The sequence below is a fragment of the Vibrio sp. 10N.222.52.B7 genome (genome assembly GCF_041474275.1).
In the GTDB taxonomy this organism is placed as follows: domain Bacteria; phylum Pseudomonadota; class Gammaproteobacteria; order Enterobacterales; family Vibrionaceae; genus Vibrio; species Vibrio crassostreae_C.
The window spans coordinates 25565-50716 of record NZ_JBFRTU010000017.1; the positions used below are offsets into that span (position 1 = coordinate 25565).

Genomic DNA, 25152 nt, shown 5'->3' on the forward strand with positions numbered 1-25152 from the left:
ATTTTTTAAAAGCAAATTAAAAAGTAAGTGCACTCTGCCATTCACGAATCCATGGCTTACGCTTAGCTGCAATTTCTTCGGGCGTAAAACTTAGCGCTTTCTGAGGAACCGTAAGTTGCTCGAACCCTTTTGGAAGCTCAATATCGGTCACTGGGTACATCCAGTTGCCTGTTGGCATCGCCGATTGGAATTCATCACTTAGGATAAACGCCATAAACTCATCAGCAAGCTTTTCGTTCTTGCTGCCTTTAACCTTAGCGGCCACTTCCACTTGAGTGTAATGCCCCTCTTCGAAGCTTGCTGCTGCATACTTAGAATCGCTTTCAGCAATAATGTGGTAAGCCGGAGACGTTGTATAAGACAACACTAAATCCGACTCGCCTTCTAGGAACATAGAGTAAGCTTCAGACCAGCCTTTGGTTACAGTCACTGTTTTCTGAGCAAGCTTCTTCCATGCTGCTGTCGCTTCATCACCGTATACTGATTTCATCCAAAGCATCATGCCTTGGCCTGGTGTTGATGTACGTGGATCTTGGTAGATGACCTTAAGATCATCACGCTGCTCAACCAGTTCTTTCAAGCTCTTCGGCGGGTTTTCCAGTTTCTCTTTATTGTAAACAAAAGCAAAGTAGCCAAAGTCATAGGGTACAAAAGTGCTGTCGTTCCAACCATTAGGAAGCGTTACCGATGACGTATCAACATTATGCTCAGCCAATAAGCCCGTCGCTTTCGCTTCAGCCATCAGGTTGTTGTCGAGACCTAGCAAGATATCGGCTTTGCTGTTGCCGCCCTCAAGACGTAAACGGTTCAGAATAGACACGCCATCTTCTAGAGCGACAAAATTCACATCACAACCACACTTCTCTTCGAATGCTTTTTCAACGGCAGGACGAGGGCCCCAATCCGCAGCAAAAGAGTCATAGGTGTATATAGTCAAAGTGTTGTCTGCAGCAAAGGCAGAAAAAGAAATAGCTGTAGTAACAGCAAGGGTAGTTAATGTGAATTTCACTGGACGCTCTCCATGGTCTGAGCGGCACAGGTTTGAGGGAGGAGAACGGTAGAGGTTGTTCCTAACTCAATTCCTACGCCAGCATTATCTGGTTCAGGTTTACGGGTCCCAAGCACCTGCTTGATCTCAGCTCGCATTCATTATTTGAATGGTTCGCTCCCCGATGAGTGTTCAGAATTGTAATTTGATTTTTAACAATAAGCTATCAAGTTTGGATCAATTACGTTGATCGTAACCCCAACGTGGCACTAAACCTTGTTCGATACCAAGGTGATCTAGAATACGCGCCACCATAAAGTCGACCAGATCTTCAACTGACTTGGGTTGATGATAAAAACCCGGAGCTGCAGGCATGATCGTTACGCCCATGGTCGAAAGTTTGTGCATGTTCTCGAGATGAAGCGTCGAAAATGGCGTCTCGCGAACCACCAACAACAATTGGCCTCGCTCTTTCATGACTACGTCTGCTGCTCGCTCAATCAGGTTATCTGATAGACCATGAGCAATCGAAGCCAAGCTTCCCGCTGAACATGGACAAACGACCATCTGTTTAGGTGCTGCTGAACCAGAGGCAACCGGCGAGAACCAATCATCTTTGCCACACACCACCAGCTTTTCAGGGTCGCAGCCAAGATGTTTAACCAAAGCTTGTTTCGCCGCATCTGGCCCAGCAGGTAACTTAAGTTCATGCTCGGTCGCCAATACCACTCGCGCTGCCGATGAAATCAGCAAGTAGACCTGATAATCGGCTGCCAAAAGGCATTCAAGTAAACGCAGGCCATAAGGCGCACCGGATGCGCCAGTGAAAGCAAGGGTTATCGCTTTATCGTGTTTTGTCATGTTCTCAATTACTTCAAATTATAAGGTCGTGGATGCCGTTAGCCTTTGAGTGCCAATCCATCCAACAGTTTTTGATGAATGCCACCAAAGCCACCATTACTCATTACCAAAATTTGGTCGCCAGCTTGTGCCTCTGAGACAATTTTAGCAACGAATGCATCCATGTCATCACTCACGTGTGCCGGTTGGTGACAAGCGTCTGCAACATCTTGAACTGACCAATCAATGTTATCCGGTTGGAATAAGTAGGTAGAATCCGCCTGCTTCAACGAATCAGCCAGTATTTCTTTGTGCACACCACGTTTCATGGTGGCGGAACGAGGCTCTAAAACGGCAATGATTTTTTTCGAGTCGACCTTATTACGTAAGCCGCCGAGCGTAAGTTCAATCGCCGTTGGGTGATGAGCAAAATCATCATAAACAGACACACCTGCCACCTCGCCTTTAAACTCCAAACGGCGCTTAGTATTAATAAAGGTAGCTAGTGATTCACAAGCAAGGTCAGGTGTCACGCCCACATGACGTGCAGCTGCAATCGCCATCAAAGCATTATTTACGTTGTGGTCGCCCACTAAATCCCAATTTACGGTTCCAACACATTCATTTTGGAAGTAAACCTCAAATTGAGAGCCATCATTGACCAGTTTCTTGGCATCCCAGTCGCCTTGCTCGCCACTCGATTCAGTTTCACTCCAGCAACCGCGAGCTAGAACATCTTCAATAGCGCTGTCTTGCTTAGGTGAGAAAATGCGACCATTGCTTGGCACAGTACGCACCAAATGATGAAATTGTCGCTTAATCGCTTCAAGATCGTCAAAGATGTCCGCATGATCGAACTCTAGGTTATTCATCACTAAGGTTCTTGGGTGGTAATGAACGAACTTAGATCGTTTATCGAAAAAAGCACTGTCGTATTCGTCGGCTTCTACCACGAAGAACATGCTTTCACCAAGGCGAGCAGAGATACCAAAGTTACCCAACACTCCGCCAACTAAGAAGCCCGGTGCATAGCCACAGTCTTCCAAGATCCAAGCCAACATACTGGAAGTTGTGGTTTTACCGTGAGTACCGGACACCGCAAGAACCCAGCGGTCATGCAATAAGAACTCTTGCAGCCATTGTGGACCAGAGGTGTATCTAAGGTTGTTATCCAACACATACTCAACACACGGATTACCGCGGCTCATTGCGTTACCGATAACCACGAGATCTGGCCTTGGTTCTAATTGGCTAGGGTCGAACCCTTCAATAATTTCAATCCCTTGTGATTCCAACAAGGTGCTCATTGGTGGGTAAACATTCGCGTCACTACCCGTAACCTTGTGACCTAATTGACGAGCCAATACCGCAGCACCACCCATGAAGGTGCCACAAATTCCTAAGATATGAATATGCATAAATTGCTTCCAAACGCTTGGCTAAATAAACAGTGCCTAATTAAAACGGCTTGCACTCATTATCATTAAATGGCGATTAAAAGCGAGCGGCAATGCAAAACAAATTGAGTCGACATAGTAAGTGAGATCTGTGTCGCTTAGTTCATTACCATTAAAAAGATCTAACCTTTAGAATTTAGGTAAGCGTCTAGATGAATAAAGCCCACTCAAGAGGCCGAATCTACAGTGCTCAAATCCCCCCTAATATTGAGAGAAGTTTAAGGAAATAACATGTCTGAGATGCGCACCCTTGGTGAGTTCATTGTTGAGAAACAGAGTGACTTCCCCCATGCAAGCGGTGATCTATCATCCCTTTTATCGTCTATTCGACTTGCTGCAAAAATTGTTAACCGTGAGATCAACAAGGCTGGCCTAGTCGACATCACTGGCGCTGTTGGTACAGACAACGTGCAAGGTGAAGAGCAGCAAAAGCTAGACCTTTACGCGAACGACAAATTTAAAGCGGCTCTAGAAGCCCGTGACCAAGTTTGTGGTGTTGCAAGTGAAGAAGAAGACGAAGCTGTCGCCTTCAATAAAGAGCTCAACAAAAACGCAAAATACGTTGTACTGATGGATCCACTAGATGGCTCATCAAACATCGATGTAAATGTATCGGTTGGTACAATTTTCTCTATCTACCGTCGAGTATCACCGATCGGTACACCACCAACACAAGAAGATTTCTTACAGCCCGGACACAAGCAAGTAGCCGCGGGTTACGTGATTTACGGTTCTTCAACCATGCTTGTATACACAACAGGTGCTGGCGTAAATGGCTTCACCTACGACCCATCACTGGGTACCTTCTGCCTATCTCATGAAAACATGATGATTCCAGACGAAGGTAAGATTTACTCAATCAACGAAGGTAATTACATCCGCTTCCCTACGGGTGTTAAGAAGTACATCAAGTACTGCCAAGAAAATGAGCCAAGCGACAACCGCCCTTATACATCACGTTACATCGGTTCTCTAGTATCAGATTTCCACCGTAACCTTTTGAAAGGCGGCATCTACTTGTACCCAAGCACGCAAAGTCACCCTCAAGGTAAACTGCGTCTGCTTTACGAGTGCAACCCAATTGCTTTCCTTATGGAACAAGCGGGCGGCATCGCTTCAGACGGTGCTCAACGTATCATGGATATCAAACCAACTGAGCTGCACCAACGTGTACCTTTCTTTGTTGGCTCAACAAACATGGTTCGCAAAGTAGAAGAGTTTCTTGAGCTGAACCCTGAGTAACCCTCTCATTTCATTCTCAAACTAACGCTATTAAAAAGCCAGCACCTCAGTGCTGGCTTTTTGTTGTCTCGTAAGGTGATTAACTAGTTAGGAATCATTGTTCCGCTGACACCAGTTACCCGAAAGTATTTCTTTATTAGCTGTTAGATCAAGCTGATACAAATATACCCATGCTAATCCAAATATAGTCTCTATTTGCTCGCGACGATACTCAACAGGAACATCTTCTAGCCGATCGAGCGACTCTAAAATTTCGTCGTTAATGATATAGACCTCACCAGCGACACTTTTCTTTCCCAAAATCATCGCCGGATAGGCACCTAAATCAAAAAGTGCGTATTCCTTAGGTGTATCAAACTGCCCTAATAAATCGCAGCCCTGCAAATAATGGTGATTGGACTGACCTTGCCTCAAGGTTCCATAGACAAAAACAAGATGCTGCATATGCCCTCCCATACGGCTCTACTCGAACTCAAATTGATAGAGAAGATCCACAGCACTGTCTAGGCCAGAAACAGCTTCAACATAGAGATCCTGCATCAATCTATAACGAACGGTAAACTCACCTAACGAGTTAAAGATACCCACACCATACTTCACCTGTAAGCCAGGCAGGATGTAACCACTTACCGTCACTTGAGAGTCATCGCCAGAGCCTGCAGTATCCAGTTGCAAGTCCTTTACACCAAAGGCTTCACCGATTTCACCAACAACCTTACCACTCTTCGCTAAACTCAAACCGATTAAAGTCGTTGTCATCGAACCGCTCGACTCACCGTCGATATCTTGGCCACGCAAAATATAAGACAGTGCGTTCGCTTGTGGCATCGCTGGGTCAGAATAAATCTCGATGGTAGGCTCTGTCGCAGGGCCAGTCACTCGAATACCAGCGGTCACGTCATCCTGAGTATTATCAGGATTACGAATCGCGTTGATGGCTACGTATGGCTGATCCGGTGGTCCATTCATTAGGATCTTACCCTCTTCGATCAAGAGGTCTTGCCCGAATGATTGATAAGTACCATCGACGATGTTCACTTCACCTGTAATAAATGGACCTTGGTCTTTTTGAGCCACGTTGAGCTTACCGACCAAATCACCTTCAAGACCGAAGGCAGACAGTTTAAAGTCATCACCAATGGAGATATTAATATTCGTCATCACATTGAATGGAATCGTATCTTCGTTTTCTGGCTCTAGATCTTTATTCAAAATAACCTGATCAGAAGAGACGCCAAACGCTGACGGTGGTAAATCTTCAACAACAATTCGTCCCCATGGTAATGCAATATCACCGGTGATTTTCGCCAGATCTGGTGTGACATCAATAGTCATATCAGGTACGACCTTCACCTTAACCATCGGTGGGATATCAACCATCAACTCATCAGCGAAAACTCTAACGTTCGAGTGCCATGCTTTAAGATCTTGCCAATCTCCGGTTCCCTCAATATCAAGGTGACCATCAGGTGTTTCGACATTCGCATCCAGTTTTGCACTATAACCATCAAAGTCGAGGTCGATGCGGCCATCTTTCACATCAACAGGCGTAACATCGCCTTTGACTTGAATACCATCAACAGAGAATTGACCAAAGACTTGAGGGTGCATCAGAGAGCCTTTAACTTGAAGATCACTCTCAAGGTCGGCTTTCAATAAGCTGTATTCACCTAGAATTGGTTGTAAGAAATCAAGATGGAACGTGGTCAGCTTAATTGCCGCATCGACCATTTTGTCTTCGGCAAGAATATCCGGTAACGACACCGTGCCAGACAGGTCACCATTGTCGGAAACATCCAACTTAAAATCGGCATCCAGTTTGTTGTCTTTCAGTTGGGCATTCAATGCAACGCTTTCCCAACCCAGTGTGATTGGCTCACCCACTTGTTGAACAACCTGACCTTTCGGCATATCAACGCTTACCGTGACTTCAGGCTCATCTTGTTCAGACCACTTTGCATGAGCAGTCGCATTGACTAAGCCCTGTAATTGCGTCTCTTTAGGCACAAAGGCTTTAATCTGCTCGAAATCGAATTGATTGATGGCTACCTTGGCCTCACCCGATTTTCCGACACGAACGTCTTCATCCAAACACACGCTCGAACCCGATTGTTTCCAACAGTGCGCTTGAACATCGGCAAACTGTTTATCAATATCCGCATTTATCGCGACAGGTTGATCTAACACCCAAGGACCTTGCTGAGTGGTGATTTTGACTCTGTCTAACGATCCATACCAAATAAGAGAAGGCTTTTGAATCAACTCTCCGGAAATAGCTAAGCTTGTAGACACGATGTCGGATATCACATCAAGTGTCACTGTGTGTTTCTTCTCACCACCACTCACCGTGAGATCAATGCTTTTTACGCTCTGATCTTGATAGGTTAGGTTGTTAGCTTTTAATTCAAGATCAGCTTGAGCTTCAGGCAATGGCAGAGGAACCACAGAACCATTAAGCGACAAGGATTCTAGTGTTGCTTCGTTATTCCAATCTACCTTATCCACATTTAAAGCGAGATCGACTTCAGGCTTTTTCGTTGGACCACTGAGCTGGATGTTACCAATCACTTTACCTTTCAAATCAGGGACGCTTTTTACAAGCTCAGGGAAGTGAATCTCAACACCCATGTCCCATTTCTTATCAAGCTCACCCTGAGCCTTAATCGAGTTAACACCGTGAGCTAAGCTCAAACCACTGGTTTTCAGTTTTGGTTCACCGCTCGCGCTGCGATCCGACGCTGACAACTGACCTTCGATATCCAGAGGGTATTCTCGCAAGATCCCTTCAATATCCAATTTAGGCAGTTCAATCGCCCAGCCGCCCGCTTCCGTCAACTCACCTGAGGTGACGATGTTTCCACTAATGTTGCCCTCAGCTTCTGGCCACTGCAGACCCGGTTGAATATCTTTGAGTGTCACGTCAGCTTGCCAGTTAACGAGACTCTTCCAGTTCGCTTTAACGACACCGTTAAGCTCACCGCCTAGCGTGTTGAGCTTTAGACGCTCGAGAACAATTTGTTCCGTCGTGCCTTTACCCTGTAGATCGATGGCTAATTCAGGGATTTCCTTACCATCGGCTTCACCTTTAAGAAGAACATTAAAACCATCTAGTGAGCCATCAGCTTTAAATTGCTCAATTGTCGCTTGGTAATCGCTTTTTCCGGTAAGGGGCCACTGTGCTTGTCCGCCCTCTAAAAGAAGGTCAAATGGCAGAGTCGGTTCTAAGGGTTGAATATCCCCAGACAACTTTGCCTCAATCAGCTCAGAAAATTGGGAGTCTAGGTTTAGCTTAGCCACGCTGCCTTGTGCTTTCAGAGACAACTTCTGCCCAACAAGGTCGGTTTCTTTCACCAACGCATCCAAAGAAAGTTCTAGCGGGTAACCGCCCTTGAGCTCAACCTTCGTGGTTAGATTGGCGCTTGCTTGTGGCATATCGAGTTCGAGAGTTGAAACATCAACCGTGTGTTTGCCCGCGCGAGCTTCTAGCCCAAGGTGGTTAACAACGATTGGTGTTTCTTGTTCTAAGGTGAAACGGTTGAGGTCAAAACGCTCCAACACAACCTGCAGAGGAATCCAGACTTCCGGCAATTCGATAGCCGTTTTAACGGCAGCTTTTGGCTCAACCTTTTCTGCTTGCGGTTCTTCTGTCGACTCAGCGAGTTTAACCTTAAGATCATTGAATAAGGTTGGCGATACAGTTAGCTTTTCGCCCTGCATACTCAAAGCCGTAGAGAACAAGCTCCATTCAATTTCATGCCCTAAGATATTCAACTTGATATCAGACAAAGCGATACGGTTGATTACGATTGGCAACGGTGTTTTTACCGATGTTACGGGCGGAGTAGGTTCTGTTTCTTCTGTAGAGGCCGGAGGCAGTTCAGTAAATGCGAAGTCCAATCCTTGAATCGCTAAACGATCGACACACAACTTAGGGTCGAGCAGACAGCGAGGATTAATCGCCAAGTTCAGCTTTTGAACTTTGGTGTCTATATGCAGGCTGTCATCTTTAAACTGAACATTATTAAGCGTAAAGCTCGGGAACAGAGCCCCTTTAGTGCTTTCCACTTTAAGCTGTGGCAACGCTTTTTCAGCGCCCCACAACACAGTGTTCAACCCTGGATTGGTGAACAAAACAAAACCTAGCAAGGCTATCAACAACAGCAAAATAGACGTCAATGAGATCGACGTCCACTTGATGCACTTGCCCATCACTTTGATCATAATTCTGGCCCTAAACTAAAGTGTAACTGGAACTCATCACCTTTTTCTGCATCTAGACCCCAAGCAAAATCCAAACTCACTGGACCAACAGGTGACGCCCAACGAACACCGACGCCGGTGCCGTGTTTCCATTCGGGTTTGTCATTAAATGCATCACCAATGTCGTAGAATGCTGCGCCCCACCAGTTTCCAACCAAGCGGTATTGGTATTCAAGCGAGCTGGTTGCAATGAATTTGGCACCCGTTAGTGCGCCACTTTCATCTCGAGGAGAGATCGACTCATAACCATAACCACGAATGCTATTGTCACCACCAGCAAAGAATCTTAGGGAGGGAGATAGCTTATCAAACTCGTCGGCAAAGTTGCCGCCAAATTGAAGTCGAGTTAAGCCTCGGTGATTGTCGCCAATGCTTCGAATCCAAGCGGTTTGACCTTGAAAACGAACAACCTTAGTTTCAGATAACAAGGTATCATCACCCGCTTCAACCATAATGGTTTGTTTATCGCCCCACATCGGCATCGAACCGCCTCGCGTTCGAGTGCGTGAGAAAGAGATACCCGGCAGCACAAATTGCGCTAAATCATCCTGCAAACCTTGCTCATAGTTTTCGACCAAGTATCGAATGAAGACCGTGCGTTGCCAACCGTTATCCAGTCGCCAATATCTTTCTAGCGCTAAGTTTGACTCCAAACTCTTGGTATCACGATTATCCAAGTTTTTCATACCGTACTTAACTTGATAGTAGTCGTTCAGCACGTCATCCAGAGGGATTTTATAGGTAGCGGTAATCGTCTGTTCAGGTTTAGAAATCGACAGGCTGCTATTGAAGCTATGGCCTTGTTCATTAACCCAAGGTTTTTTCCACTTCAGAGTGCCTTTTACGCCAAGGTCGGTGGATACACCGATACCCGTTTCGATTTGGTTACGAGCTTGCGGAGCAAGGCTAACCTTCATCGGGATCTCTCGGCCTTCGCCTAACTGGCTTAAATCTGGTTCAACAAATACCGAGGAGAACCAATCCGTATTGGACAGGTTTTGGTTGTACTCACCGACTTTGGTGATTGAGTAAGGTTCGCCATCCTCAAATGGTTTAAGTGACTGCACCTTATCTTCTTCTATCTGGCTACCAGTAACCTGAGTAGTACCAAAGTGATAGCGGATACCACTGTTATAATGAAGACGAACATAAGCGCGGTTCAATTCAGGAGCGACTTCTAGCTTACTAAGATCATAAGCACCATCGAAGTAGCCTTTCGCTAAGCCAAGGTTGCGGATCGACGATTTCAAAGAGTCATAATTACCATGATTCAGAGTCGAACCTTTAGACAAGCTACTCTTCGCTATCAAGGCTAAAAAGTCTGGGTCATCCTTGGCTTCACCAGTTAGAACGATATCTGAAGTATAAATAACAACAGGCTCTCCCGGCTCAACCGTAACGGTCATTTCGGTATCATCTTCGGAGTGAGTAAATGTGATTTTAGGGTGGTAGTAGCCTAACGCATTCAGGGCTTCTTTAATCATAGATTCCAAGCGGGATTGGAATCTTAGTGAAACCGAATACTCTTCTTCAGGGATCGCACTCAGATAAGCATCAACATTATCCTCAAGCGCTCCATCTAGCCCTTTGATTTCAAGGGAAACGTCAGCGAAAGTGAGCGTCGATGACAATAGAGTGCCAATCAGAACTGGTAAAGTTTTTCTTATCATGTTTAATTGGTGAAGAAGTTATCAATACGTTAATAAGTGAAAAGAAATAATACCGCTAAATAGGCATTGAGTCTGTAATAAATCCTGGAATAACACGGTCTAATTTAAAGACTTATTCAATATTGACCAACAGTTAATATGAACCCACGTTAAATAAAAGCCAGCGCGGTAAACGTATGCGAAAAGGAATATAACATGCTAAACAAACAACAACTGGTTTCTGCAGCAACCGCACTACCGGGAAATGCTGACCCAATTCGAATCACTGAGCGCCATTTCGTCAATCAAACCGACCTGCTCGATGCACCCACGGGCTCTCAACAAGAAGTCCTGTTTGGTATGGGGTGCTTCTGGGGAGCTGAGCGTTTGTTTTGGCAATTGGATGGCGTTATTTCAACATCCGTTGGTTACGCTGGCGGATACACAGTTAATCCCACTTATGAACAAGTATGTACTGGGCAAACCGGCCATACCGAGGTCGTTCGTGTCATATTTGATAGTGAACAAACCTCTCTAGCTCGAATACTTGAAACCTTTTGGGAGCGTCATGACCCAACTCAAGGGATGCGCCAAGGCAACGATTTAGGGACTCAGTACCGTTCTGCGATTTACACCTTCAGTGAAGAACAACAATCTATCGCTGAGCACTCTAAACGTGAATATCAACGAGCAATGACTGAATCTTTAGGCAACGAGATCACGACGGAAGTTCTGCCTGCTGGAAAATATTTTTTCGCAGAAACCTACCACCAGCAATACCTAGCTAAAAATCCGAATGGGTATTGCGGGTTGGGTGGAACAGGTGTGTGCTTCCCTCCACAATAAAGTGCCGTTCGACATACCATCGTGAACGACACGCATTAAAAAAGGGCTTCCATCAGGAAGCCCTTTTCATTGTTAATCTATTCGGTGCAAGACAAATCGATAAAGCTCAGTTACACCGGCAACGCTGCAATGGTGCCGTTAACTTCTTTAAAAATAGTGAGCTTTTGTTTGTCTGAAACTTCAGGAAGTAGCACCTTGCCTTGGTCGAAGCGAAACTCTCCAACACCTTCAATAGCAAATTGGCCTTTGAACAGGACTTTAACGAAACGCGCCACCTGACGTGGACGGTAAGTAGAAAATTTTCTTAACATAATACAACCTCAATTCCATTTGAGTACTACAGTCACATACCTGAACAGCGTCGCTGTTCAAAGCACATTTAATCGCTAATTCCTTTAGCAAACAGCAAGATAATCTATTGTTCATCTTGATATTGATGCATTATACCTTTTGGTAACAAGCCTGCAACTTCTTTCTACGTCGTACGATAAAAAAGTTAAAGAGGCATTTTTCAAATTTCATATTATACTTCCTGTGCAAACCAATAAGCGGAACAAAAATATAATGAAAAACAAAACTCTACTGGCTTTTCTAGCCGCAACCTCTCCACTCTTCGCCAATGCTCACAACCTATCAGTAGGCGCTACCCTGCCTGCCGTTGATGTGAGTAACTATGGTGAGATTGTTCTAAACGACGGAAATACTGGATATCAAGCTTGGGCAACCAATGATCTTCTAGGTAAAGTTCGCGTCGTTCAAGCTATCGCTGGCCGCAGCAGCTCTAAAGAGCTCAACGCACCACTGATGGCAGCCATTACCGCATCGAAATTCTCAGAAGACAGCTACCAAACCACCACTATCATCAACCAAGATGATGCGATTTGGGGTACTGGGTCTTTTGTTAAGTCGTCTGCCGAAAGCAGCAAAGAAGAATTTCCATGGTCTTCTATGGTCCTAGATGAAGACGGCGCCGTTGCGTCAACATGGGCTCTAAAAGAAGAAAGCTCAGCGATTATCGTTCAAGACAATCAAGGTAAAATCTTGTTTGTAAAAGAAGGTGCATTAAACGAATCAGAAGTCACTCAAGTCATTGAGTTGATTAAAGCGAGCCTTTAATAAGATATTCGCGTCTTTTTCGAGACCTAACCAAAGGATATTGTTATATTATAACAGTATCCTTTTTTTAATTCTGTGGTTAATCATCCTGATGTGGCAAAACACACCCAACAATGTGAAACGCAAAACAGGCTTCTTGCTTGGGCTTATGCTCATGTTAAGCGTGTTAGCCGCAACACACATTGTGGATATCGCACCAGAGCACCACACCTCACACCATTGTGAGCTGTTTTCGCTTAATCAGTTCATCACAGCGCACTCACTACCACAGATTCCAGAGTTCCATTCGGAATTTACTGTCGCTATCACAGAGTCAGTAACTTCACTACAGCGGCTATATTTCGCTTATTTGGCACGCTCACCTCCTGTAAATATCGCTTAATTACCACTACTTTTTAATTAACCTTTATTCAGGAAAAAACATGAAACCTACTTTTTTAGCCGTTGTTATCGGCATGACTGTCTCTACAAATGTTCTAGCTAACGAAGAATTCCGCTCTCATGATGCACACGTACATGGCCAAGTTGAAGTAAACATCGCGCAAGATGGGCAAGAATTGCTTGTTGAAGTGACAGCTCCCGGCGCTGATGTGGTTGGGTTTGAACATGCTCCAAAAACTGCAGAACAGAAGAAAGTGTTTGAACAGGCTATCGCACAATTAAACAAGCCAGAAGAGCTGTTTAGTTTTAACAATGCGAGTTGTACTCTGAAGTTCAAGTCAGTAGCAAACACCTTAGAAGGCGGTCATGACGACCATGAAGGCCATGACCATGCGGAACACGGTCATGGCGACCACAAAGACCATGATCACGCTGAACACGATCATGACGACCACAAAGACCATGACCACGCTGAACACGATCATGATGACCACAAAGACCATGACCACGCTGAGCACGATCATGATGACCACGAAGGTCACGACCACCACGATCATGAAGGCCACGATCACTCAGAAGGTGGCCACGGTGAGTTCACTGTTGAGTACCACTATGAATGTTCAGATGTTGCTAAGCTAGACACAGTTAGCACTCAGTGGTTCTCTAAGTTCAGCAACACTGAAAAAATGACGGTGAACCTACTAACAGACACAGCTCAAGTACAAGAAGTGCTTAACGCAGAGCGTATTAGTTTCCGATTCTAATCACTCATAGATCGGATTAAACGTAAAATAAACAGCCAGGTAAGTCATCGCTTACTTGGCTGTTCAAATCGGTGTGTTCCTGGGAATTTATGTTTCAAATTACTGTCCAGTAGATACACCGCTTTAATTATTGGAGCTAGCATGTCTTCTGACAGTTCATCACTTGTGGTCAAACTCGAAAATATCAGCTTTCGTTGGAAGCCTGAATTACCACCAACGCTAGAGATCCCCTCTCTTCACATCCAAGCCCAAGAGCACCTTTTTATTAAAGGACCAAGTGGTTGTGGAAAATCAACTTTGTTAGGGCTACTGACCGGAATCAACCAAGCTGAGCAAGGAGAAGTCTCTATCCTTGATCAAGACCTCACTCAGCTTACACCTCGTCAAAGAGATAAATTCAGAGCCGATCATATTGGTTATATTTTCCAACAATTTAACCTGCTTCCTTATCTATCAGTTATCGATAACGTGACGCTTCCTTGCCAGTTTTCACAGATTCGTAAACAGCAAGTCGCTGAAAGCCAGAAAAGCTTACAAGAGACGGCTCGAGAGTTGTTACTCCGATTAAAGCTACCTCAAGCTTTAATGGACAAGCCCGTTACCGAGTTGAGCATCGGTCAACAACAACGTGTTGCTGCCGCTCGTGCTTTGATCGGCCAACCCAAAATCATTATTGCCGACGAGCCAACCTCGGCTTTGGATCATGACAACCGAGAAGCTTTTATCGAACTGTTGTTAGAACAAGCCAACCAGGCAGGTTCTACTCTTATCTTTGTTAGCCATGATCCAACACTAGAAAAGTTGTTCACTCGAACCATAGATTTAAAAACCGTTAACCAAGCTAAGGTTGTCGTATGAAAGTAATTACTCACTTAGCCTTAAAAAGCGTACTCAACCGTAAAGCCACAGCCATTCTAACTATTCTCACTGTGGCTGTATCCGTCATTCTATTACTCGGTGTGGAACGTGTAAGAACCGAAGCTAAGAGCAGCTTCGCCAATACGATTTCAGGTACTGACCTTATCGTCGGTGGCCGCTCTGGTCAGGTAAACCTGCTGCTTTATTCCGTATTTAGAATCGGTAATGCGACCAACAACATCGACTGGAAAAGCTATGAAGAATTTAGCCAGCACAACGCAGTAAAGTGGGCGATACCAATATCATTGGGCGATTCACACAAAGGCTTCCGTGTGATGGGTACAAATCATAGTTACTTTGAAAACTATCGCTATGGAAGTAAGCAATTACTTACTTTCCAACAAGGTAAAGAGTTTAATCAGCTATTTGACGTAGTGATTGGTGCCGACGTCGCGAAGAAGCTAGATTACAAAATAGGTGATCAAATCATTCTTGCGCACGGTATCAGTGATGTTGCGTTTAGCCGTCACGATAATCTGCCCTTCAAGATTGTGGGAATACTCGCGCCAACAGGAACACCAGTAGACAAAACCGTACACGTATCGCTAGAGGCAATCGAAGCAATTCATGTTGGCTGGGAATCAGGTGCCAACCTCGGGCACACACCGAATGCTGAAGCGCTAAAGCAACGTGACTTCCAACCGAAGCAGATTACCGCGATGATGGTTGGCCTTAAATCGAAGATCCAAACCTTCGCACTGCAACGAGAAATCAATAACTACCGCCAAGAACCTTTAAGCGCCATTATGCCGGGCATTGCGCTTCACGAATTGTGGGGAATGATGGCTGTAGCAGAACAAGCACTACTGATTGTTTCAGGGTTTGTTGTCGTCGCCGGTTTATTGGGCATGCTCAGTAGCCTACTCACTAGCTTGCAAGAAAGGCGCCGAGAGATGGCCATCCTACGTGCGATGGGCGCAAGACCTCGTCATGTGTTTGGTTTACTGATCAGTGAAGCCAGTGCGCTAACCTTCCTTGGCATTACATTAGGTGTTGCAGTATTGTTTGCGCTGATCGCAGTGGTTGCTCCTATTGTGCAACAAAGTTATGGTATCAACATATCGATATCCGCAATCACACCGCATGAGTGGAAACTGCTTATGCTGGTACAAGTTGCTGGAATCATTATCGGCTTTATTCCCGCTTTCAGGGCTTACCGCCAGTCATTGTCTGATGGCATGACGATTCGAATCTAAAATAGGAACCTACGATGCAACGCAAATTCCTACTGATACTTGGGCTACTTCTGTTCCCATTTATCAGTACAGCTCACGCTGAAACCACTCAGAATGACGAATCGGTATTAACACTTGAATGGATTGATTTGATTCCAGAATCAGAACGTGCTCAGCTAGATTCATTTGGTATGCCGATGGTTGACCACAATAGTATGGACAAACCTCAACAATCGACACTTGGTGCTGTTCGCCCAGAGCTGAATGGCAGCACAGTGAAGATTCCTGGCTTTGTGATTCCATTGGAAGGTGATGAGAATATGATCACTGAGTTTCTGCTGGTACCGTACTTTGGCGCATGTATCCACGTGCCACCACCGCCACCGAACCAAATCATCTACGTGAAGTTCCCGAAAGGTGCACCAATACAGCAGTTATGGGATGTGATCTATTTGGTCGGAACGCTGAAAACTGAGTCAATCAGCCATGACTTAGCGCAAACCGGTTATCTTATTGAAGGTACTGCGATTGAAGAGTATGACGACATGTAGTCATTAGAAGGGTGGCTCAAGGATGAGCTGCCGTCACTGAACGAGTGTGATCATTCAATAACAGTTTAATAACGATAATTTTCTTCTGAATTACGCGATGTAATTAGATAAGTAAGCTAGAACAGCGACATAAGTCGCGAGTAATAACCCTATACTAAGCTGTTTCTTCAGCTTGTTATCATTGGCTTGATTCATAACTCCTCCTTGAGAATTACAACAAATTTAACATTTTATTATCACTAGCAAAAGTAAAATTTTGTTGAAACCTTCAACTCTGCACGCAAAATCTAGCCACCAATAAGATAAAGAGTTACATTTTAGACAGTTATACCAATCACAATAAGTAAGTGTTCAGAAATAGCGTAGAAAAAAGGCTTGAGAACCAGGCGGAGCTTTTTGATAAGTGGTTATTCTACAATCAAAAGTTCTAACGCCGTTATCGAGCGTTTTAACAAGCTAGAGCGAGCAATTATTTACTACGATTGGTCTTGAGTCGTCTCCTAACGGTACTCTTATGTCAGAAACCAAACAGCCAGTGATCATTGAGCATGCTAGCGATACACAGCAAAAGCATGAGAAAAAGCCTCATATTGCCGACAGTGCCAGCAGAATGCTGCACATCGCACAAAGCTTCGGCCTCGATTTCTTAATTAGTCATAGTGCCAAGCCAAAGGATAAAGCTGAGAGTACGCTTATCGAACGGGCACTATTGCGAGAGAAAAAACGTAGAGAGCTTCGCCAAAAGAACCTAGAACAGATTCTAAAGTTGGCGCACTCTTCATGTAAGGATGAAGCGGCTGGAGACCCGGATCAGGACTGGCTATACCGTTTCTTCGACATGGCACAAGAGATCCACAATACATCGATGCAGAGGCTATGGGCTCAAGTACTGAAACGAGAAGTCACCAACCCAGGCTCGACGTCGATGAAGGCACTGCAAATCTTAAAAGACATGACGCCAAAGGAAGCACTGACCTTACAAAGAGCAGCTTCATTAGGCTGCAGTTTTGGTAGCGATAACAGCAGAAAGCTCTTACTCGGCTTTAAATCTCATGCTGGGCTATTCAACTTTGGCAAAAGGGACACCACCAACACCATCAACCTTGGTGGGCACAACCTGCCCTACTCCAGCTTGCTCCACTTGATAGAGCTCGGGATTATTCTGGGCACAGAATTAGAATCCGGAGAGATTGATTTCGATCCAGCCCTGCACCTAACCTATCAAGGTAAGAGCATGTCACTGGCACCATTATCAAAAGGCGTGAAGCTGGTTTACTACCGATTCAGCCCTACAGGCAATGAGCTTTGTACCTTGCTCGGTAACAAGCCAAACACGCAGTATTACGATCAACTGATTGCACTATTGAGCCAGAAATTCACAGTACAGACAGAAGTGAAAAGCAGCGTGAATTACACCGTCTAGACACTCTACGGAGCTAAAATAGACGGTGTAAAAAGTGAAGTATTAAGAGGAATAAAGAGAATCTAGGGGATAGGTTTCTTGTCTCGGTAAACCAAGGCTGTACTACTTATCAGTCATGAATAAGTCGATAAGTAAGTGAACAGCCTTAGTCGTACCAACGATCTCAATTGGCTAAAATATTTCGCTTCTCCAACGCATCAATACACAGTTCGACCAATTCATCGAGTGTCTTCTCACCTGCAGGTAGATCAATCTCAGGGCTCAGAGGCGCTTCGTACACTGAACTAATACCTGTGAAGTTCGGGATTTCTCCGGCACGTGCTTTCTTATACAGACCTTTAGGGTCACGCTGTTCGCAAACCTCTAATGGAGTATTGACGAACACCTCAAGAAACTCACCTTCCGGCAATAAATCTCTCACGAGTTGCCTTTCAGCTTGATGCGGAGAAATAAAGGCTGACAGTACAATCAAACCAGCATCTGCCATCAATTTAGCAAGCTCACCAATACGACGGATGTTCTCTCGACGATCTTGCTCAGAGAAGCCAAGGTCGCTACATAAGCCATGACGCACATTGTCACCATCCAATAAATAAGTATGGTAACCAAGCTGTGCCAAACGATTTTCTAATGCTCCAGCGACTGTCGATTTACCAGAACCAGACAACCCCGTGAACCAGAGCACGGCTGGCTTTTGTGATTTCAGATCCGCGCGAAATGTTTTATCAATCGAGTGTTGATGCCACACAACATTCTCATCTTTGGGTTTGAGTACTGCGGTCATAATTAGTCCTTTAAATAAACAGCATTAAAATGGGAAAAAATAAGGAATTAGGGTCAGCACCAAGCCCGAATATACAATCGAGATTGGAATGCCGATACGCAGATAATCCGTTAAATGGTAATTACCTACGCTATAAACAAGTAAGTTGGTTTGGTAGCCGTATGGAGAGATAAAACTGGCACTGGCACCAAACAGTACCGCCATGATGAACGGCATAGGGTCAACGCCATAACCTACTGCCATACTGTAGCCAATCGGAAATGAGAGTGCTGCAGCCGCATTATTGGTCACCAGCTCTGTCAAAACCAAAGTCATAAAGTAGGTAGCAACTAACGCACCGAATACGCCCCAGCCATTAAACGCCTCCATAAACATCAGCCCCATCCGCTCAGATAAACCCGATGAAATCATCAGTTGAGCAATAGAAAGTGCAGAGCCCACGATCACCACAATATCGACTGGGAAACGGCGGCGGAGCTCACCCAGTTGCACCACGCCAAATGCCACCAGCAACAGTAGAAAACCAGCTAAGCCTTTGATAATAGGTACTGCATCGATAAGGGCTAAACCAATCACGCTAGCAAAGCCGAGCAACACGAACGTCGATTTGTCGGCATCAAGCTTGGCACTCGAATCTAAGTCATTCATCAACACAAACTCTTTGTTGTGTTGTTGGCGCTGTTCTTCAAAGCGTTTACCTGGAACCAAAATCAAGGTATCACCAGCGGTCAATGTGATATTCCCTAGCCCACCTTCTAGGCGTTCATGGCCACGACGAATAGCAACCACAACCGCATCGAAACGGTCTCTAAACTGGCTAGTTTTCAGGGTTTTGTTACAAAAACTTGCTGATGAACTCACCACCACTTCAACAAAGCTCTGGCCATTCAAATGATGCTGACCAAACAGAGTCAGTCCTTGAATTTCTTGCAGTGTCGCCACGCTCTCAACATCACCACAAAACAGCAATCGGTCACGAGCTTGAAGAATAAAATCAGGGTCAATCGACGCGGTGGTTTTACCGTCTCGAATCACTTCGGCTAAGAACAGTTTTCTAAGAGCTCTAAGATTATTTTCACTGACGCTACGGCCAACTAATGGAGAACCTGGCTCAACTCGCGCCTCGAGAAAGTAAGGCAGATCATCTTGAGAACCATCATCGTAGCTGGGTAGAAAATAGCTAAGAGGAATAAGGATCAATACCCCACCGACCAAAACCGCTAAACCGATCAAGGTAGGTGTGAAAAAGTTTAAGCTCGGTAAACCTGCATCTTCAACAAAACTATTGATGATCAAATTGGTAGAGGTGCCGATCAATGTCAGGGTGCCACCTAAGATGGCAGCGTATGACAAAGGGATAAGTAACTTAGACGGCGCGTGCTGTTGATTACGTTTGATCGCCCCGATCAAAGAAACAACCACCGCGGTGTTATTAGTAAAAGAAGAAAGTAACGCTGTAGAAATACCCAACTTCGCAACCACGGTACCTAGCCTACCTTCAGAGATATTGCGGCTAACCCAGCTGATTAAGCGAGTTTTCTCCAACGCACTTGATGCGAGGATCAGAAGAATTAAAGTCAGTAACGAGGAGTTAGTGAAGTTATTAGCCAAGCTCGACAAGTCGATCATGCCAGCCATAAAAGCAATAAACGCCGCGCCAGCAAAGATAAAGCTTGGCTTAATACGGGTAACGAGCAGGCAAGTAATGATGCCGAGCAAAATCGCTAATACAAATCCTTGTTGCCACATATACTCGTCCTTTATGGCGGAAACGATCGGTTTCCGCCTGATTCAATAAGCTGTTACTTGGTCGTTTATGACTTCAGTAGTTGGCTTAGATCTTTGGCATCCCAATGAGGGAAATGTTTGCGAACCAATGCGTTGAACTCAAGTTCAAATGCAGAGAAGTTACCGACTTGCTGTTCAACAGAGTCCAAACGGTCTCGAATCAAACCCGCGCCAACCGTCACGTTGGTTAGTCGGTCGATAACGATGAAGCCACCGGTATCGGCACTTTCACGGTATTTATCCAGCGCGACAGTCTCGTTCAGTGACCATTCACACAAGCCAATGCCATTCAATGGCAACTCATCGACAGCGTGAGTCGATAGGTTGTTGATGTCGTATTGGTGACGAACCGTTTCAACCTGACCAACGGTTTTCTTGCCTGCGATCTTGATGTCGTAAGCTTTGCCCGGTTGCAATGGTTGCTCTGTCATCCACACGATGTCAGCCAATACGTGGTTAGTGGATTCAATCTGCGCGTTTTCTAGCACAATCAAATCACCACGACTGATATCAATCTCATCTTCAAGGGTCAGTGTTACTGCCAAGCCCGCTTGCGCAGACTCCAAATCACCATCAAAAGTTACAATGCGTGCAACCTTAGAGGTTTTACCCGACGGCAGCGCCTTGATTTCATCACCGACACTGACACGGCCAGAGGCAACGGTGCCAGCAAAACCGCGGAAGTCTAAGTTAGGACGATTGACGTACTGAACTGGGAATCGGAATTCACCTGCCGAACGCTTTTGGTCAATGTCGACGTTCTCTAACACTTCTAGCAGAGATGGGCCTTCGAACCATGCAAGCTCTTTACTTGGTGCAGCAACGTTGATGCCTTCAAGCGCCGATACTGGCAAGATCTGAATATTGGTTTCACCTTCTAGGTTTTCTGCAAACTCTAGATACTGATCGCGAATCTCTTCAAAACGATCTTGTGAATACTCCACAAGATCCATCTTGTTTACAGCAACGATGAAATGCTTCAAACCAAGCAGGTTAGAGATAAACGAGTGACGACGTGTTTGATCCAGAACGCCCTTACGAGCATCAATCAAGATCACCGCCAGATCACACGTTGAAGCGCCTGTTGCCATGTTGCGCGTATACTGCTCATGCCCAGGAGTATCAGCAATAATGAACTTACGTTTTTGAGTCGAGAAGTAGCGGTAAGCCACATCGATCGTGATCCCTTGCTCACGCTCAGCCTGCAGACCATCAACAAGCAGTGCCAAATCAGGTTTCTCACCTGTCGTTCCCACTCGTTGGCTATCCGAGTGAACCGCCGCTAGCTGATCTTCATAAATCTGTTTTGTATCATGGAGTAAGCGACCGATTAGCGTACTTTTACCGTCATCTACCGAGCCACAAGTTAAAAATCTAAGCATAGATTTATGCTGATGCTGACTTAGATAACCTTCAATCCCTAGTTCAGCCAATTCGGCTTCTACTGCACTATTCATTTTTCTTTCCTTAGATTCTTAGAAATAACCTTGGCGCTTTTTCAGCTCCATAGAGCCCGACTGATCATGGTCAATCGCTCGACCTTGACGCTCACTAGACGTCGCCACCAGCATCTCTTCAATAATGCCCGTTAGCGTATTCGCCTCAGATTCAACCGCTCCGGTTAATGGGTAACAGCCTAAAGTACGAAAACGAACGTTTTTCTCTTCAATCACTTCACCTTCTTGCAGCTCCATACGGTCATCATCAACCATGATCAGCATGCCATCACGCTCAACTACAGGGCGTTTGTCTGAAAGGTAAAGTGGAACAATATCGATGCTCTCTAGATAGATGTATTGCCAGATATCGAGCTCAGTCCAATTAGATAGCGGGAAGACACGAATGCTTTCGCCCTTATTAACCTGACCGTTGTAGGTGTGCCAAAGCTCTGGACGCTGGTTTTTTGGATCCCACGTATGGTTCTTATCACGGAAAGAATAAACACGTTCTTTCGCACGAGATTTTTCTTCATCACGACGCGCACCACCAAAAGCCGCATCGAACCCATACTTGTTTAACGCCTGCTTAAGGCCCTGTGTTTTCATGATGTCAGTGTGCTTCGAAGAACCATGTACAAATGGGCTACAACCCATCTCAATACCTTCTGGGTTCTTATGTACTAAAAGGTCGAAGCCGTACTTTTTAGCCGTACGATCACGAAACTCAATCATCTCGCGGAATTTCCAATCCGTATCTACATGCAATAGTGGGAATGGAATCTTGCCTGGATAAAACGCTTTGCGAGCTAAATGAAGCATCACAGAAGAATCTTTTCCGATGGAGTACATCATCACTGGGTTATCAAACTCAGCCGCTACTTCACGGATAATATGAATACTTTCCGCTTCGAGCTGTTTTAGGTGGGTTAAACGTTCTTGGTCCATTTCAGTGCTTCCTTTAAGGCTCGCGTTACGAGCAATTCATTACTTGGTCTTGCCAAGCAAGGGATTTAACTCATCCACTTGAGTGAATGGGAGTATTGGCACTAGAAGAAAACAGAAGCTTCGTTTTGAGCTATCCTTGCTATTCATCTGCCTGATACGTCCTTGATATAGGCATTATGACGAGCCCCTCATATTACTGGAAATTCTAAAATTTCATTTTTTATTCGAAAAGCTGATAAGGGATTGAATTTACCGATAAGCCGGTGAAATGAATGAACTAATATTATCGATATCAGTTGCGCATGGATTGAGCAGCTTTGGGAGGCGTCTTGCAGAACACCATAAAGTAATCGATCTAAGTCACGAATTAACATTCGTTGTAATCATTGTTTCATTCGGTTTTGTTACATTACGCAACGAATTTTCTACTATCCACTTTGGAGCTACAAAATGAAAGTTGCAATGAAACCTTTGTCATTGGCTGTACTTGCGGGTCTTGGTTTGACTTTAGCAGGCTGCACAACAACACCAGATACCGATGAAGTGATTAAATTACGTGTCGTAGAAACGACGGATATCCATACCAATCTAATGGATTACGACTACTACAAAGACAAGCCATCGAAAAAAATTGGCTTAGCACGTACTGCAACTCTAGTAAAAGAAGCTCAAAGCGAAGTAACCAACAGCGTATTAGTTGATAACGGTGACTTGCTGCAAGGTAGCCCAATGGGTGACTACATGGCAGACAAAGGCATCGAAGCGGGCGAAGTTCACCCTGCATACAAAGCTATGAACCAACTAAGCTACGACGCTGCAAACCTAGGTAACCACGAATTCAACTACGGTCTTGAGTTCCTAGAAGAATCGATCAACGACGCTGATTTCCCTTACATCAGTGCTAACGTTTACGACGCAGAAACCAAAGAACACTACTTCACGCCTTACATCATCAAGACGCACACGTTCGAAGATACTGCTGGCGTAGAGCACGAAGTAAAAGTGGGTTACATCGGTTTTGTTCCACCACAAATCATGACGTGGGATAAGAAGAATCTAGAAGGCAAAGTGATCGCTCGCGATATCATTGAGACGGCTAACGAGTTAGTGCCTCAAATGAAAGCGGAAGGTGCAGAGGTTATCGTTGCTATCCCTCACTCAGGCGTATCAACTGACCCATACAAAAATGGCGAAGAGAACTCAACGTTCTACCTATCTGAAGTAGACGGCATCGATGCGATCGCATTCGGCCACTCTCACGCAGTTTTCCCAGGTAAAGGTTTTGATGACATTCAAGGCATCGACAACGAAACGGGCACCATGAACGGCGTTGCGGCAGTAATGCCTGGTCGTTGGGGTAGCCACGTTGGTGTTATGGATCTAACACTTGCACAAAAAGACGGTAAGTGGGAAGTGGTTAAAGGCCAATCAGAAGCGCGCCCTATCTACGACAAAATAGAGAAGAAATCGCTTGCTGCAGCTGATGAAGGCATCGTAACAGCACTAGAAAAAGACCACGCTGGTACTCGTGAGTTTGTTAACCAACCGATTGGTAAAGCAGACGATGTGATGTACAGCTTCTTGTCTCTAGTACAAGACGATCCAACAGTTCAAATCGTTAACCTTGCACAGAAAGATTACGTTGAACAGTTCATCCAAGGTGACCCTGACCTAGATGGTACGCCAGTACTTTCAGCAGCTGCACCATTCAAGGCCGGTGGCCGTAAGAATGACCCAGCGAACTTCACTGAGGTTGAATCTGGTCAACTGACATTCCGTAACGCAGCTGACTTGTACCTTTACCCGAACACGCTAGTTGCGATGAAGGTAACAGGTCACGAAGTAAAAGAGTGGCTTGAGTGTTCTGCAGGTCAGTTCAACCAAGTGGATGTTAACTCCACAGCACCACAACAGTTGATTGAGTGGGATAACTTCCGTACTTACAACTTCGATGTTATCGACGGTGTTGATTACCAAATCGACGTAACTCAACCTGCTAAATACGATGCAAACTGTAAAGTCGTTAACCCTGACTCACAGCGTATTGTTGGCCTAACTTACCAAGGTAAGCCAATCGACATGAAGCAAGACTTCCTGATCGCCACCAACAACTACCGTGCATACAGCGCTAAGTTCCCAGGCACAGGTGAAGACTTCATCGCATTTGATGCACCAGATGAGAACCGTACTGTTCTTGCAAACTACATCTCTCGCGTAAGCAAAGAGCAAGGTCAAGTGAGCCCAAGCGCGGATAACAATTGGTCATTTGCGCCAATCAAAACAGATAACAAGCTAGATATCCGCTTTGAAACATCTCCAAGCGACAAAGCAGCAGAGTTCATTAAAGAGAAGGGTCAATACCCGATGAAACGTGTTGCGACTGACGATGTTGGTTTCGCTGTTTACCAGATTGACCTAACTAAATAGATTGCTTAAGTAATCCATAGTTAACGTTCTGAAAGGCTGAGTTTAACGACTCAGCCTTTTTCTTTTCTTCTAAATGTTCACTCCAAAGCTCTAATTTTCGAACGACAAACTCTCGTTCAACCCGCTTCCAAATGCCACGCCTTTAGCTTCAAAACAGCA

The 25152-nt window shown here is 45.1% G+C and carries 21 protein-coding genes and 1 riboswitch; of the genes, 10 read left to right on the forward strand and 11 right to left on the reverse strand.

Going from position 1 to position 25152, the window contains the following annotated elements; genetic code table 11:
• Nucleotides 1-16: 16 nt before the first annotated feature.
• The 3 genes from thiB to mpl form a co-directional block, all read right to left on the reverse strand.
• Nucleotides 17-1009, reverse strand: a complete 993-nt coding sequence (gene thiB / locus AB4512_RS06815; RefSeq protein WP_102320274.1) for a thiamine ABC transporter substrate binding subunit — start codon at nt 1007-1009, stop codon at nt 17-19.
• Nucleotides 1010-1062: 53 nt separating this feature from the next.
• Nucleotides 1063-1182: riboswitch (TPP riboswitch) on the reverse strand.
• 43 nt (nt 1183-1225) lie between these two features.
• Nucleotides 1226-1849 carry a flavin prenyltransferase UbiX gene (locus AB4512_RS06820; protein ID WP_372174656.1) on the reverse strand — a complete coding sequence of 208 codons (624 nt, stop codon included), beginning with the start codon at nt 1847-1849 and terminating at the stop codon, nt 1226-1228.
• 38 nt (nt 1850-1887) lie between these two features.
• Nucleotides 1888-3246: a UDP-N-acetylmuramate:L-alanyl-gamma-D-glutamyl-meso-diaminopimelate ligase gene (gene mpl / locus AB4512_RS06825; RefSeq protein WP_372174658.1), complete on the reverse strand. Its 1359-nt coding sequence runs from the start codon at nt 3244-3246 to the stop codon at nt 1888-1890.
• A gap of 270 nt (nt 3247-3516) precedes the next feature.
• Between mpl and fbp the strand changes: the two genes are divergently transcribed.
• A complete protein-coding gene (gene fbp, locus AB4512_RS06830) occupies nt 3517-4527 on the forward strand; it encodes a class 1 fructose-bisphosphatase (RefSeq protein ID WP_017633404.1) in 1011 nt (336 codons plus the stop codon).
• Between the two features lie 87 nt (nt 4528-4614).
• On the opposite strand, the gene AB4512_RS06835 is transcribed toward fbp, so the two are convergent.
• From AB4512_RS06835 to AB4512_RS06845, 3 genes are read right to left on the reverse strand one after another with little or no spacing between them, the layout of a single operon-like run.
• Entirely contained in the window at nt 4615-4971 is a 357-nt protein-coding gene (locus tag AB4512_RS06835; protein ID WP_017069403.1) for a gamma-glutamylcyclotransferase, read from the reverse strand.
• A gap of 18 nt (nt 4972-4989) precedes the next feature.
• Nucleotides 4990-8748, reverse strand: a complete 3759-nt coding sequence (locus AB4512_RS06840) for a translocation/assembly module TamB domain-containing protein (RefSeq protein WP_372174660.1) — start codon at nt 8746-8748, stop codon at nt 4990-4992.
• Nucleotides 8745-10457 (reverse strand): autotransporter assembly complex family protein, encoded by a 1713-nt coding sequence (locus AB4512_RS06845; RefSeq protein ID WP_372174662.1) that lies wholly within the window; start codon nt 10455-10457, stop codon nt 8745-8747. Before AB4512_RS06845 ends, AB4512_RS06840 begins: the two co-directional genes overlap by 4 nt.
• A gap of 195 nt (nt 10458-10652) precedes the next feature.
• Here AB4512_RS06845 and msrA point away from each other — a divergent pair, with 195 nt between their 5' ends.
• Nucleotides 10653-11282, forward strand: a complete 630-nt coding sequence (msrA, locus tag AB4512_RS06850; RefSeq protein WP_017058899.1) for a peptide-methionine (S)-S-oxide reductase MsrA — start codon at nt 10653-10655, stop codon at nt 11280-11282.
• 110 nt (nt 11283-11392) lie between these two features.
• Here the strand turns inward: msrA and AB4512_RS06855 are convergent, their stop codons facing one another.
• The gene (locus AB4512_RS06855) at nt 11393-11593 is read right to left on the reverse strand and encodes a DUF1107 family protein (RefSeq protein WP_017058898.1); all 201 of its coding nucleotides are present in this window, start codon (nt 11591-11593) and stop codon (nt 11393-11395) included.
• A gap of 253 nt (nt 11594-11846) precedes the next feature.
• On the opposite strand from AB4512_RS06855, the gene AB4512_RS06860 reads away from it, so the two are divergent.
• The 7 genes from AB4512_RS06860 to AB4512_RS06890 all read left to right on the forward strand — a co-directional run bounded on the left by AB4512_RS06860 (nt 11847) and on the right by AB4512_RS06890 (nt 17610).
• A complete protein-coding gene (locus AB4512_RS06860; protein WP_372174664.1) occupies nt 11847-12398 on the forward strand; it encodes a YtfJ family protein in 552 nt (183 codons plus the stop codon).
• Nucleotides 12399-12489: 91 nt separating this feature from the next.
• Complete coding sequence (locus AB4512_RS06865; RefSeq protein ID WP_017063722.1) at nt 12490-12780, forward strand: DUF2607 family protein; 291 nt, start codon at nt 12490-12492, stop codon at nt 12778-12780.
• A 40-nt stretch (nt 12781-12820) separates the two neighbouring features.
• Nucleotides 12821-13543 (forward strand): DUF2796 domain-containing protein, encoded by a 723-nt coding sequence (locus AB4512_RS06870; protein WP_017058895.1) that lies wholly within the window; start codon nt 12821-12823, stop codon nt 13541-13543.
• A 141-nt stretch (nt 13544-13684) separates the two neighbouring features.
• Nucleotides 13685-14401: an ABC transporter ATP-binding protein gene (locus tag AB4512_RS06875; RefSeq protein ID WP_017058894.1), complete on the forward strand. Its 717-nt coding sequence runs from the start codon at nt 13685-13687 to the stop codon at nt 14399-14401.
• Entirely contained in the window at nt 14398-15657 is a 1260-nt protein-coding gene (locus AB4512_RS06880) for an FtsX-like permease family protein (protein WP_017067558.1), read from the forward strand. The genes AB4512_RS06875 and AB4512_RS06880 overlap by 4 nt, the downstream gene beginning before the upstream one ends.
• A 14-nt stretch (nt 15658-15671) precedes the next feature.
• Entirely contained in the window at nt 15672-16187 is a 516-nt protein-coding gene (locus AB4512_RS06885; RefSeq protein ID WP_017058892.1) for a DUF3299 domain-containing protein, read from the forward strand.
• A gap of 514 nt (nt 16188-16701) precedes the next feature.
• Nucleotides 16702-17610 carry a TIGR03899 family protein gene (locus AB4512_RS06890; protein ID WP_017058890.1) on the forward strand — a complete coding sequence of 303 codons (909 nt, stop codon included), beginning with the start codon at nt 16702-16704 and terminating at the stop codon, nt 17608-17610.
• A gap of 163 nt (nt 17611-17773) precedes the next feature.
• Here the strand turns inward: AB4512_RS06890 and cysC are convergent, their stop codons facing one another.
• The 4 genes from cysC to cysD form a co-directional block, all read right to left on the reverse strand.
• Nucleotides 17774-18394 carry an adenylyl-sulfate kinase gene (cysC, locus tag AB4512_RS06895; protein WP_102333023.1) on the reverse strand — a complete coding sequence of 207 codons (621 nt, stop codon included), beginning with the start codon at nt 18392-18394 and terminating at the stop codon, nt 17774-17776.
• 24 nt (nt 18395-18418) lie between these two features.
• Nucleotides 18419-20143, reverse strand: coding sequence for an SLC13 family permease (locus AB4512_RS06900; protein ID WP_017067554.1), 1725 nt, complete (start codon nt 20141-20143; stop codon nt 18419-18421).
• Between the two features lie 65 nt (nt 20144-20208).
• The gene (cysN, locus tag AB4512_RS06905) at nt 20209-21639 is read right to left on the reverse strand and encodes a sulfate adenylyltransferase subunit CysN (protein ID WP_017063719.1); all 1431 of its coding nucleotides are present in this window, start codon (nt 21637-21639) and stop codon (nt 20209-20211) included.
• A gap of 18 nt (nt 21640-21657) precedes the next feature.
• Nucleotides 21658-22602 (reverse strand): sulfate adenylyltransferase subunit CysD, encoded by a 945-nt coding sequence (gene cysD / locus AB4512_RS06910; protein ID WP_372174666.1) that lies wholly within the window; start codon nt 22600-22602, stop codon nt 21658-21660.
• A 414-nt stretch (nt 22603-23016) separates the two neighbouring features.
• On the opposite strand from cysD, the gene AB4512_RS06915 reads away from it, so the two are divergent.
• Nucleotides 23017-24993: a bifunctional 2',3'-cyclic-nucleotide 2'-phosphodiesterase/3'-nucleotidase gene (locus AB4512_RS06915; protein ID WP_017069395.1), complete on the forward strand. Its 1977-nt coding sequence runs from the start codon at nt 23017-23019 to the stop codon at nt 24991-24993.
• The last annotated feature ends 159 nt before the right edge of the window (nt 24994-25152 follow it).

What these genes read in the sequence shown, in the direction of transcription:
- AB4512_RS06820 (WP_372174656.1), bottom strand. Translation starts at nt 1,849, where the DNA reads ATGACAAAACACGATAAAGCGATAACCCTTGCTTTCACTGGCGCATCC.
- mpl (WP_372174658.1), bottom strand. Translation starts at nt 3,246, where the DNA reads ATGCATATTCATATCTTAGGAATTTGTGGCACCTTCATGGGTGGTGCT.
- fbp (WP_017633404.1), top strand. Translation starts at nt 3,517, where the DNA reads ATGTCTGAGATGCGCACCCTTGGTGAGTTCATTGTTGAGAAACAGAGT.
- AB4512_RS06835 (WP_017069403.1), bottom strand. Translation starts at nt 4,971, where the DNA reads ATGCAGCATCTTGTTTTTGTCTATGGAACCTTGAGGCAAGGTCAGTCC.
- AB4512_RS06840 (WP_372174660.1), bottom strand. Translation starts at nt 8,748, where the DNA reads ATGATCAAAGTGATGGGCAAGTGCATCAAGTGGACGTCGATCTCATTG.
- AB4512_RS06845 (WP_372174662.1), bottom strand. Translation starts at nt 10,457, where the DNA reads ATGATAAGAAAAACTTTACCAGTTCTGATTGGCACTCTATTGTCATCG.
- msrA (WP_017058899.1), top strand. Translation starts at nt 10,653, where the DNA reads ATGCTAAACAAACAACAACTGGTTTCTGCAGCAACCGCACTACCGGGA.
- AB4512_RS06855 (WP_017058898.1), bottom strand. Translation starts at nt 11,593, where the DNA reads ATGTTAAGAAAATTTTCTACTTACCGTCCACGTCAGGTGGCGCGTTTC.
- AB4512_RS06860 (WP_372174664.1), top strand. Translation starts at nt 11,847, where the DNA reads ATGAAAAACAAAACTCTACTGGCTTTTCTAGCCGCAACCTCTCCACTC.
- AB4512_RS06865 (WP_017063722.1), top strand. Translation starts at nt 12,490, where the DNA reads ATGTGGCAAAACACACCCAACAATGTGAAACGCAAAACAGGCTTCTTG.
- AB4512_RS06870 (WP_017058895.1), top strand. Translation starts at nt 12,821, where the DNA reads ATGAAACCTACTTTTTTAGCCGTTGTTATCGGCATGACTGTCTCTACA.
- AB4512_RS06875 (WP_017058894.1), top strand. Translation starts at nt 13,685, where the DNA reads ATGTCTTCTGACAGTTCATCACTTGTGGTCAAACTCGAAAATATCAGC.
- AB4512_RS06880 (WP_017067558.1), top strand. Translation starts at nt 14,398, where the DNA reads ATGAAAGTAATTACTCACTTAGCCTTAAAAAGCGTACTCAACCGTAAA.
- AB4512_RS06885 (WP_017058892.1), top strand. Translation starts at nt 15,672, where the DNA reads ATGCAACGCAAATTCCTACTGATACTTGGGCTACTTCTGTTCCCATTT.
- AB4512_RS06890 (WP_017058890.1), top strand. Translation starts at nt 16,702, where the DNA reads ATGTCAGAAACCAAACAGCCAGTGATCATTGAGCATGCTAGCGATACA.
- cysC (WP_102333023.1), bottom strand. Translation starts at nt 18,394, where the DNA reads ATGACCGCAGTACTCAAACCCAAAGATGAGAATGTTGTGTGGCATCAA.
- AB4512_RS06900 (WP_017067554.1), bottom strand. Translation starts at nt 20,143, where the DNA reads ATGTGGCAACAAGGATTTGTATTAGCGATTTTGCTCGGCATCATTACT.
- cysN (WP_017063719.1), bottom strand. Translation starts at nt 21,639, where the DNA reads ATGAATAGTGCAGTAGAAGCCGAATTGGCTGAACTAGGGATTGAAGGT.
- AB4512_RS06915 (WP_017069395.1), top strand. Translation starts at nt 23,017, where the DNA reads ATGAAAGTTGCAATGAAACCTTTGTCATTGGCTGTACTTGCGGGTCTT.